Below are 12,285 nucleotides of genomic sequence, written 5' to 3'. Positions count from 1 at the left end.
TAAAATTAAAATTTTTTAATTCCTCAAATCAAATATTTCAAGCATATAAAATAAAAATTTTTAATTCACAGATAAAAGGCTTCTCAAAAAACAAAAAAATCCCTCATAAAAATTATTATGAGAGATTTATAAAAATTATTTACTTATCTTTACACTTCTTGTTGAAGCATCCCAATCTACTTTAGCACCTAAGATTTCTGAAATTGCTCTTAGGGGTACAAAAGTTCTTGCATCCTTAATCACTGCTGGTGAATCAATTGCAATTTTCTTTCCATTAGCTTCAATTTCTTTTTCACCAATTACAAGACTTGCTTTGTTATCACCAATGATAACAGTTTTTGTATCAGCCTTCCAATCAACTTTTTCACCAAGAGCTTCAGAGATAAATCTTAGAGGAACCATTGTCCTTCCATTTTCAATGTAAGCTGGAGTCTCTGGTTTGATTTCCTTGTCTGACACAAAAATTTTAATATCAGACTGAGCTGAAGATTTTTCAGCCTTTACATCCTTCTTGCTTGCAGGTTTAGAATCCTTAGCTTCCATGGCCTTTGCATTAGCCCAGTCAAACTTTAGGTAAGCCTTTTGTTCTCCTGAACCCTTTCCACCGCCAGCAATAGCATCCATAGCATCAACCCATACAGCAACAAGAATTTTATCTTCCTTTGGATTAGTTCTTACAAACTCGTGCTTCTTTGTGTATTCACCATTAATAGGGCTTTGCTTAGTTTCAACCCTCTTAGAGTCCTTATCGCCATCATAGATAAATAAATTTGTAAGTTCACCTTCCATATTCATAAATTCCATCTTCTTTAGAAAAATATTGTAAATAAATTTACCATCCTTTTCTTCAACTTGGGCAACTTGTTTTAAAGAAGGATTACCCATAGAATCCTTGTCTGGTTCACCATACTTAACTAACTTTACTGGTACTTCATAAGAACTTGCAGCAAAAATAGCATTAGGTAATAAAACTAAAACTAACAATAATGATAAAATAATTTTTTTCATATTACACCTCATTTTTATCTAAAGGGACTCTTAATTTAAAAGTCCCTTTAAATTATTAAACTTAATTGTGATCAATATTGTAAAGAACTTGTGCAACTTGTGCTCTTGTAAATTGAGATTTTGGTGCGAAGCTTCCATCGCCCATACCACTTACTATACCAAGTCTTGCCATTTCTTTTACAGAATCCTTAGCCCAGCTTTGAATCTTTTCTTCATCTTTGAAGCCATTAGTATTACCCTTGGCATTGAGATTCTTGCCTGATACCTTTAAGAACTTAGTCATCATTACAGCCATTTCTTCTCTTGTTAGTTCTTTATCAGGTGCAAAGTTTCCTTGACCTACTCCTGATACTATTCCAACTTTGTTTGCCCATGTGATGTATGGACTGTAATACATTCCTGACTTAACATCTTTAAAGTTTTGATCCTTGTAGTCATTTACATTGACCTTCAACATTCTTCCTAGAACACTTACAAATTGTCCTCTTGTTATGGACTTGTTTGGTCCAAACTCAGTATTGCTTAGACCTGCAAAGTATCCCTTGCTTACAACGTAATCAATAGCTGTCTTAGCCCAGTGTCCACTTGTGTCTGTAAAGTTATTGGATGCGCTGTTATTTTGTACTACTTGTGGTGCTTGCTTTTGTTGATTTTGGTTTTGTTGATTTTGTTGGTTTTGGTTGTTGTTGTTTCCGCCAACTCTTCCTACTTCTCTTGCATTGTTCCAGTTAAAGGATAGGATTGCATCTTGCTCTCCTCCACCTTGTCCCTTGCCTGCTATTTCATCCATAGCATCAACCCAAACTGCGATTTTAACCTTGTCATACTTGCCATTCATAACCCATGACCATACATTTCCAGATGATTGCTCTGCTTGATACTTGCTTCCATCGTAGATAAATAGGTTATATAGGTTGCCTATAAATGTCTTGCCAGCAAATTCCCTTTGCATTGGTCCAAATTGTACACTATACCTGAACTGTCCATTTCTTTCTTCTACTCTTGCTGTGTGGTTTATTGCCCCATTAGCCATAGAATACCTATTTTCATGTGCGTGAATAACTTCAACAGGCACTTCATATTGGATTGTTACTGGTCCATTATTTTTATTGTTATTTTGGTTGTTGTAAACTCCCCATGATGAGTTGTTATTCCAGCCTTGGTTGTTATTGCCATAACTTCCCCATGAAGAATTGTTATTTCCCCATCCGGAGTTATTGCCCCATCCTTGGTTGTTATTGCCTGAATTATTTGGCTTACTTGTATCTAAAGTAAGGCTAGTTACAGCAGATTTAAGTTCATCAATAGCAGATTTAAGTTCGCTTTCTGTAACTATCGATTTGGATAATAAGCCCATTAAAGAATTATAAGCATTTACATATCTCATATTGCTTTGATAAGTGTATTGAGGTCCACCTAAATTAGAATATCTCCTCAAAGCATCTATAACAGCCTCCCTATTCGGTACATTTGGAGTAGGTGTTGGCACTTCTCCGCCTGGTTTATCTTCAGTCATTTTGCTCTTGTCAAATACAACTCTTGCATTTTGTTCTCCAGAACCAGGACCACGACCTGCTATACTGTCCATAGCATCTACCCAAACTTTTACATAAAGAGTGTTGTCTTTTAAGTTATCAAAAGCATCCTTAGTAAGTTTAATTCTAAATACCTTGGGGAATTTCGTTTTAAAGCCGTCCATGGCATTGTCTTCCACTCGTTCTAAAACTTCAGCCTCAATTGCCTCTTCACTAAGGATATTGTCCTTATAGCTAAATAAATTAGTTAAATGTCCGTAGAATTTATTTGTGCCCAAAGGTACTTCAATACCTTTGAAAGTTAAATCAATATTTACATCATTGCCTTTTATGCTTACCTTAGCGGGAGAAATTAGGGCTTTATTGCCCATAGACTCCTTATTTTGAACTAAGTGCATAAGCTTAACAGGTATAGTATAAACTTTTTCTCTTATTTCCGGTGTAACAGTTACATCAGCACTGTTATTAAAAGCATCTATGGCTTTGTTTAAATTAGTTAAAGCTTCGTTGATTTGCTCTTGAGTATTAGCACTGTTTAAAATATTTTTAGCGGCTTCAATCGCAGCCTTTAAAGTTTTAAAAGCATCTTCGCTTTTTTTACCTTGGCTTATCTTGTCTGCATCCTTTATCTTAGCGTCAAGAGCTGTTTTGTTTAATTCTACTTTCTTATCTTGACTAGAGTTAAAAGTTTGTATAGCTTTATTTAATTCATTTACCGCACCATCTATTGCAGTTTGTTCACTTGCACTACTTAAAACTTCTTCAGCAGATTTTATTGCGGCTTTAAGAGCATTAAAAGCTTCGTCTGTCTTCTTGCCTTGTTCAACTTTCTTAGCTTCTTCTATTTCTTTTGTTAAAGCTTCTTTTTTTAGTGGTGCTTGCGTGTCTGCATCTAGTGTTTTAACTAAATTATCTATTTTATTTATATATTCTTGAACTTCTTCATCAGTAAGAATAAAACTGTCACTTGCAACTTTAGCTTTCTCCAATATTTTTTTTAATTCATCCACTTTATCCTTATTAGAATTATCTTTATATTTATTTATATTCACTGTTGCAATCTTATTTTTTAGGGTATCTCTATTACCGGGATTATATTTTTCTATACTATTAGTAAAAATTGTGGGTTTAGCGAATTGATCTCCCATATCTTTTTGTATATGTTCCATTATAGGGACAAAGACTCTTACTTGTATACTCTTGGCATCAGTGTATTTTTTGTTATATAACTCTTTATATTTCTCTATATTTTTCTTAGTTTTAAAATCTCTATACATCTCCCATGTTTTAGTTTCCATATTATCTAATGGTAAACGTATTACTTTTGGATACCTTTCATTAGCATCTTTTCTGAATTCTTTTAATAAAGAATCTTCATAATCCTCATATCTTGAGTCGACACTTGCGGGATTGAATTTTTCGTGTTTATCTTTAACTTTTAAGTTTAACAAATATCCACTAAAATGTAATCCACTCAATTTTTGATGCAATGGAATCATTTTTATTATTAATTCTTTTTTTCCATCTTTAACAACAATTTTCCCAAGTTTGTATACTGCATCATCCATCATAGATAATTTAGGTTCAGGTAATCTTCTTCCAAGCATTTGTCCTGTAATATCATTATATATACTTAAATCAACTACATATTCACCATTTTTAAGATTATCTATTATAAGTGGAGCATTATTTAAACCAGCTTTTTTGTATTTATTATATTTTTCAACAAATTCTTTATATATTTGATTAAATAATTTTATCTTACCATTAACATAATCTAGTGTTAATAAGTCCATTTTTTCCATTTCTTCAACAGCTTTAACATCTTCTGTTAATGCATATTCTAATATATCAAAAATTTCTTTACACTCACTAAACTTTTTATTTGATTTTACTACCTCATATCCTTTTATTTTATCTATATCTTTGAAAACATAATCTTCAACACAGCCTTTTACTAAAGATGGTGTTTGACATTTATTTATTTCTGTTATTATACTTTCAGATTCTTGCTTGTTTATTCCTTCTATTTTAGGAACTAAATTTATATAGTATTGTTTTACTTCGTCAACATTTTTTATGTCTATACTCTTCTCGGCAAATATATTTAATGGAAATAATATAAAAAGAAGTAATAGAACATAACATAGTTTTTTTTTCATAATAACCGACCTCACAATAAGTAATATTAATGCAATTCATACTATAGAAATTTATAAACACCTATAATATGAATTGCACATTTCATATTATTTAAAACTATCTTGATATCCTGCTAAAATTTGACCAGTCTATAGTAGGACATGCAACTTGAGCTCCTTTCATAGCTTTTTCAGCCATGGCCTTTGAGTATACCTCAACATATTCTTTTTGCACAATTTCAGATGGTTTAGATATTGGGAATTTGATTTCTTTAGGATGTTTATTTCCTTTTAAGTCAGATTGCCAAGATAATACAGTAGATGGTTGCTCGTTTTCTTCATCATCATAGTATTTTAACCAATCTAAATAGCCTATAACTTTTTCGTTATTATATTCTACTAAAATGGGTTGCAAAGTTATATCTAAATAATAATTTCCAGCACTATCTACTATTACTTTTGTTTTTTCTGCAATAACAGCTCCATTCATCATAGATTCATGATCTTTTTTATTAGGATTTGCATTCATAACTTTCATATTAACTTTATATTCACCTTCAGGAAGCTTTTGATAATTTAAATCGTTAGCTCTTACTGAAGCTTCTTTTACAAGATTTCCACCAAATAAACTATTATTATCATTTAATGTCTTGCTACCTTCTGCAAAAACAGAACCACTTGCTATTATTGCAAGGCCTAAGCCTGCAACTACTAAATTTTTTGAAATATTTTTCATTTTATTATCTCCTCTTTAATAATTTATTATTAATCTAGCAACAGGTCTTGCATTTCCCATTGCATCATTTTTAACTCTTATATAATATTCACTACTTGGTCTATCTCCTAATTCAATAAGAATTTTTTTGTTGTAAAATTCAACTCCTTGGAGTCCTGTATCTGAAAACTTTGATATTGGAGTAAGATTTAATAGCCTTGAACCTAGACCATTTTCAAAAACTTCAAGATCAAGTAGGTGGGCTCTAATATTTCCAAAGTACATTGTTTTTAAGCCAAGTTCCAAATAATATTTTCCATCTATTTGTAACAATTTTCCTTGATTTTCAAAAACATTACTTGCCATAGATCTTTGATTAGAGTTTTCCTTTAGTATATTTATATTTACAGCTTGTCCCTTACCCTTATATGAAAGATTATTTAAGGCCTTATCGAGATTTTTTATAGAATCCCTTAGACTATTAAGGTCATTATTACTAATAGCATATTGAAGTCTATCTCTTGTCCCTTGTAGTTCATTTTCACTAGACTTATTTAAAATATTTTTATTTAATATTTCATTTGCTACTTGGACTAATACCTTAGCCTTTTCCTTATAAAATTCTGGGGATTCATCACCAGAAGATTTTGCTAAGTTCATAGTTCTTTCAATCTTTTCAACTCCACTTAAACAGATATAAGGAGTTTTAAATTTTCCAAGGTCATTTTTCGCCTTTTCTATATCTCCTTCTAAGATAAGTGAGTATAGGTTTACTTCTCCGCTGTTTAAATAAGCTTCTGCTTCTTTAATCTTATTAGACAATAGATTTATTGCCATTTTCCTAACACTATTTTTATCAACTTGTCCAATAACATAATATCCTTGGTTACTTGAAATATTAAATGCAAGTTCCCTTGGGCTTGCCTTTGTTGCCAATGGAATTAACTTACCATCCTTATATTCATAAGCGAAATAATTGCCTAAATTATTTCCCTTTAGTTTTACTGTGGCAAGAGGACATACATTGGCATTCCATGAACCATTATAATTTAATTCTAAAGGCTTATTGCCATCATATAGGCTTAACTTTACAAGGCTCGGATTATAAATCCCCTCTTCTTCTACAAGATTGTTTAATTCCTCCTGCATATTGTAGTCTGATAATTCCTCTGCATATATCATTGAATTCTTTGGTAATGCAGCTTTTTTACCAGTGCTTAAAATCATAGGACATCCTAGGTCTGGCATAGTATCTCCCTTGACTTCTGATATAGTTTCCTTGTCGTAAGGTATAACATAAGTTTGGGTATTACCTACTCCCATACCATTTTTATCAAAGGCTTTTACCTTTAAAGTTACATTTCCACCCATAGAAGATATATTTGTCATATTAAAGGGATCAATTTCAACATTATAATAAGAGTCTTCATGAAACTTACTTTGATTGTAAAAACTTAAATCTGCATCAAAGGAAGATTCATTAGGTTCACTCCCATCTAGGGTATATTTAATATTTCTTATATTACTTGTAAGGAATGAATTTTTATTAAATATAAACCTTACATCTTCACCATCTCTTGTTAATCTAAACTTATTTCCATCTATTGATGTGTAAGGTGAATATAAGACTCCTCCTATATTGAAATCATAAGGAAGTTTATTAGACTTGTTTTTCTTTACACTTACATCATCTTGTTTTACAAATTCAAGTTTTAAGTCATCTGAATTGGATTTTGCTGGTGTCAATAGGCTTAAATTAATTTTAGCAGATTGCTCATATCTTTCTTGTTTGTACTTTGTTGTTTGGAATTTACCATAAAGATAAATTTCTTCAGCCCCATCTATTGGAATATAGGCTTCTGATAGTTGGTATCTGCCACCAATTTTTCCTTCTTCTATTACTTTACTTTGTAAGCTATAACGTGTTTGGTCTTCTCCGTAGGAGTATTCTAAAGTTTCTGTACCATCATCATATCCACTACTATCAAGTTTTAAATTGAAGAAGTTAATATATAAGTATTTTTTCCCTTGGTATTCAACAACTTTTCCAACTTGGTCAACTATCTTCCTTAGTTTTGGTTGTGCAAATTTTGTATCCGCTAAATTGATATTTACAAATTCGCTTGAATCCTTTTCTTGAAGAGTGTCCCAATATATAGTTGGTCTTGCATATTGAGTCCCCATTTCTTCGCCTTTTTTACCTATTTCTTCCATTATTGGAACAAATACCTTTACTCTAGTTTCTTGTATTTTAGAAATATTTTCTTTTTCAATAGGATACATAATTGTTTCAGGATATTTTAAATTATATTTTTTTGAAAGTTCATCTTCAAAATCATAATATTTTAAAACCTCAACTTTATTCTCATTATTTTTAGAATCAATATAATTAATATCCCCTAAATAACCTTTTGCTTTGAATTGTGCAAGTTCTAAAGGTAACATTTTAAACTTGAGAAAATAATTACCATTCTCTACTACAATACTTGCTGGTTTTTCCACAGCATCATCCATCATGGATAATTTAGGTTTTTTGATATAAAAATCTTTTCTAACTTCAATCTTTACACTATATTCGCCATCTGGCAAATTCCTGTAGTCAAGCTTTGTCTTTGCAAAAGTCTGACCTGTTAATATAAAGATTAATAAGCTAAAAAATATGAAACTTTTAATTTTTTTCATTTCAGCTCCTCTCTCTTAACATTAAAAATACAAATGCCTACGTTCTTACTTGTCGCTTATTATGTCCTAAATTTTTTAACCACCTTCTTTTTTATCTATTTACTTATAAATCTTGTTTTCTCCATCATTAAAACACTTTTCTTTTATTTGTTTTTATGAAATTTTATGAGATTTTTTTCAATAAATATTAAGTTTCTTAAGGCCATCCTCATTAGGTTAAGGATAGCCTTAAGAAATATTTTTAATTGTGATCAATGTTGTAAAGAACTTGTGCAACTTGTGCTCTTGTAAATTGAGATTTTGGTGCGAAGCTTCCATCGCCCATACCACTTACTATACCAAGTCTTGCCATTTCTTTTACAGAATCCTTAGCCCAGCCTTGAATCTTTTCTTCATCTTTGAAGCTATTAGTATTACCCTTGGCATTGAGATTCTTGCCTGATACCTTTAAGAACTTAGTCATCATTACAGCCATTTCTTCTCTTGTTAGTTCTTTATCAGGTGCAAAGTTTCCTTGACCTACTCCTGATACTATTCCAACTTTGTTTGCCCATGTGATGTATGGACTGTAATACATTCCTGACTTAACATCTTTAAAGTTTTGATCCTTGTAGTCATTTACATTGACCTTTAACATTCTTCCTAGAACACTTACAAATTGTCCTCTTGTTATGGACTTGTTTGGTCCAAACTCAGTATTGCTTAGACCTGCAAAGTATCCCTTGCTTACAACGTAATCAATTGCTGTCTTAGCCCAGTGACCACTTGTGTCTGTAAAGTTATTAGATGCACTGTTATTTTGTACTACTTGTGGTGCTTGCTTTTGTTGATTTTGTTGATTTTGTTGATTTTGGTTTTGTTGGTTTTGGTTGTTGTTGTTTCCGCCAACTCTTCCTACTTCTCTTGCAGCATTCCAGTTAAAAGATAGGATTGCCTTTTGTTCATTCACGGCAATTTGATCCATTACGTCTACTTTAACGCTGATATTTACTCTGTTATATTTGCCATTCATAACCCATGACCATACATTTCCAGATGATTGTTCTGCTAAATATTTATTACCATCATGAATAAATAGATGGGTTAAATTTCCAACAAGTTTTTGTCCATTAAATTCTCTTTCAAGAGGATTGAATTGAACGCTATACCTGAATTGACCGTTTCTTTCCTCTACTCTCGCTATGTGGTTTATTGCTCCATTTGCCATAGAGTATCCATCTTGATAAGCGTGAAGAACTTCTACAGGTACTTCATATTGGATTGTTACTGGTCCATTGTTTTTATTGTTGTTTTGGTTGTTGTTGTAAACTCCCCATGATGAGTTGTTATTCCAGCCTTGGTTGTTATTGCCATAGCTTCCCCATGAAGAATTGTTATTTCCCCATCCGGAGTTGTTGCCCCAGCCTTGGTTGTTATTGCCCCAAGAATTATTATTGTTTTGGTTATTCATACTACCCTTATTGTTAATAACTGCATTGTTTAGGGCTTGTGTAGCACTTAATATTTCTTCTCTTGATGCGTATGGGTTGTTAGCAATTGCACCTGCCCTTGCCATTGCTGCTACTAAGTTGGAGTCAGCTCCCTTACTCATAGATGCACTTGCACTTGCCATAGCAGAGCCTAGCGCAGATCTTTCTATAGCAAAATTTTGGAAGGAATATCCTGGCGTGCTAGGATTACTTGGGTTGCTTGGATTAGATTGGTTTTCATCTCCCCATCCAGTCCATTTTTTTGCTTTAGATCCCATAATTTTCAATTTTGCATTTTGTTCAGCTCCACCTAGTTTTTCCATAGCATCTACTCTTACACGACAATAAATTTCTCCATCTTGTGTTTTAAACTTAGGATCTATCTCAAATTTGAATAAAGATGGAAATTCTTTTTCTTCATTTCCTAGTCCTTTATCTCTTTTGTTCTCAATTATTGTCGATTCTATTTTGTCAGAGTTAAAATCATTTTCTTTGTATGTCCAAAATTGTAATAAATGGCCACGCATACTCATAAAATCAAGACCCTTTAATTTTATAGTCATATAAGTTTTGCCATTTTCTTCTTCAATTTTTGCCTTTTGAACTAAAGCACCATTACCCATAGAAGGATTATCTTGGTAAGCATGCCATAGCATAACAGGGACTTCTAAGCTTTCTACTTGTTTTGGATTTTCAATTTTTGAATTAGTAAATTCTTCTATAGCCTTGTTCAAAGCTTTGAGCGCTTCATTTACATTATTTTGATTTTCTGTTTCATTCTTTGCTACATTTTCTGCTGATTCAATGGCTTTAGTTAGCTTATTAAAATCCTCCCCAGAGTGTTTCCCTATTTTTATGCTTTTAGCATCCTCTATTGCTTGATTTAATTTATCTTTATTGATTTCTTCTATCTTTTCTACTAATACCTTTTTCCATATATCATAGTTTGGTATTTTAAACATCCTTTCTACAGGATCTTCTGTTTTCTTAGGAGCTAAAGTCATTCTTCCATTATCTTCTACACTTATAAACCTAGCATTAATTAATCCTATCTTTTCATCTCCATATTCATCTTCATCACCAATTGACAAAGGAACATCCTTTAACTTTATCTTTGTTATTCTATTTTTATAAGTGTTCTTTTTGTTTGTAACGGTAAAATCCTTGCTTTCCAATACTTCTGCATCTTTTATACTTCCATCAGATGACTTATATTGGATGGGTTTAGAATCATCAATTTTTACTATCCCAGTCTCTCTAATCTTTTTTTCTTTCTTGTATTGTTCAGCCCAATACACGGTAATATCCGCTTTATTCTTTTTTATTTCCAAATCGTATATTGGTATAATGCTTTTTCCAGGATCGAATCTAAGTGATTTATAGTTTCCTTTGAATAGTTCATCAATGTATTGCTCTTTCGTGTATTTTAACTTATTATTTTCCTTATCCCATAAAGTATCAAGCGTAGCTTGGTTTGCTGGTAAACTTATTATTTGCAAAGCTTTATATTTACCACTTTGCAAATCTAACTTTTCCAATTTCATATCTTCCCATCTCATTAGAAGATTGAAATTTTGTAAAGAATTACCCATCGCATCAACCTTTACTTTAAAAAGTTTTTGAGATTCATAATTTGTCGAACCATTTTCATATTTTAATGGTATTTCATAAATTTCCGGAAAAGATAATTCAATACCATCTACTTCTTCTGAATAGTATTTCTTTAAGTATTGTGGATTATCTAAGTCTATTTCCCTTGCTGTAAAAACTGTAGGAGCTTTCATATATTGATCAAAATCATTTACTGAATTATAAGTCCACAGTTTCATGAGATGCCCTGTAATAGGTTTTCCTCCTGTATAAGCAGGATCACTCAATGTCATTGCATTGAATTTTATTCTCAACTTAATAGAACCATCTTGCCCCACAATTAGTTTTCCATTATCTCCTACTGCACCATCTGCCATTGAATATTTTCCTGGTGAATTTGAATACCTTATAGATAGGGGAATATTATAAGTCCCCGGAAGCAAGTCTTTAGGTATTGGCTTAGGCCAACCCTGAAATATATATATCCTAAACTTGTCATGTGTACTTTGGTAATAATCTACCGGTTGGAGGCTAAGATCTATTGAATATTTCCTTCCATCATGGCTTGATTTATAATCCTGTATTACCAAAAATCCTTTCCCTTGGTCGTCATAACCTCTTCTTTTATCTAATTTCTTAGGTTCACTCCATGAATTAGTGGATTTATCGAAGTATGATAAATACATTTCAACTTGTTCAGGCCAAATGTTATACATACTTCCGTCATCAATACCAGAACTATTTATATCAAAATTACCATAAACTGCGTACCCAACATTTTGCATTAAGTCTAATTCATAAGCATTCCATTGAGGCGCATCCGCTTTATTAAAAGCTGCTTCATCTTTATGTTTTTCTCTAAATTCTTTAAAGTTTTGATCATCATCAGGTATTTTTTTGCCTGACATCCTTAATCTACTTTCATCAAATAGGGGATAAATTACCTTTTGATCCGTAGATACTTCTTTTCCTTGAGCCCATCTTTTATATACTTCTGGATGGATTTCAAAGTGTGCTCTCTTATCTCCAGTAATTGGAATTATACCAGAATGGTCTGCTGCTAATACATTAGACCCACTTGCGAATAAAAATACCAGTAAAAATAAAATAAAATTTATACTTTTTTTCAATTTATTTTCCTTTCT

5 protein-coding genes are annotated in these 12,285 nt (G+C 31.9%); all 5 read right to left on the bottom strand.

Annotated features, from left to right (window positions below; all coding sequences use genetic code 11):
• Window positions 1-135: 135 nt before the first annotated feature.
• Entirely contained in the window at window positions 136-1,008 is an 873-nt protein-coding gene (locus CAN42_RS05630; protein WP_085875887.1) for a stalk domain-containing protein, read from the bottom strand.
• A gap of 61 nt (window positions 1,009-1,069) precedes the next feature.
• Entirely contained in the window at window positions 1,070-4,705 is a 3,636-nt protein-coding gene (locus CAN42_RS05625; protein WP_085875886.1) for an S-layer homology domain-containing protein, read from the bottom strand.
• Between the two features lie 97 nt (window positions 4,706-4,802).
• Window positions 4,803-5,420 carry an NEAT domain-containing protein gene (locus CAN42_RS05620; protein ID WP_085875885.1) on the bottom strand — a complete coding sequence of 206 codons (618 nt, stop codon included), beginning with the start codon at window positions 5,418-5,420 and terminating at the stop codon, window positions 4,803-4,805.
• A 15-nt stretch (window positions 5,421-5,435) separates the two neighbouring features.
• On the bottom strand, window positions 5,436-8,081 hold the full coding sequence (locus CAN42_RS05615) for an NEAT domain-containing protein (RefSeq protein ID WP_085875884.1): 2,646 nt from the start codon (window positions 8,079-8,081) through the stop codon (window positions 5,436-5,438).
• Window positions 8,082-8,322: 241 nt separating this feature from the next.
• Window positions 8,323-12,270, bottom strand: a complete 3,948-nt coding sequence (locus tag CAN42_RS05610; protein WP_085875883.1) for an S-layer homology domain-containing protein — start codon at window positions 12,268-12,270, stop codon at window positions 8,323-8,325.
• Window positions 12,271-12,285 lie beyond the last annotated feature (15 nt).

Source organism: Peptoniphilus vaginalis, from assembly GCF_900176605.1.
Classification (GTDB): Bacteria; Bacillota; Clostridia; order Tissierellales; family Peptoniphilaceae; genus Peptoniphilus_A; species Peptoniphilus_A vaginalis.
This window is presented reverse-complemented; position numbering and strand designations above follow the sequence as displayed.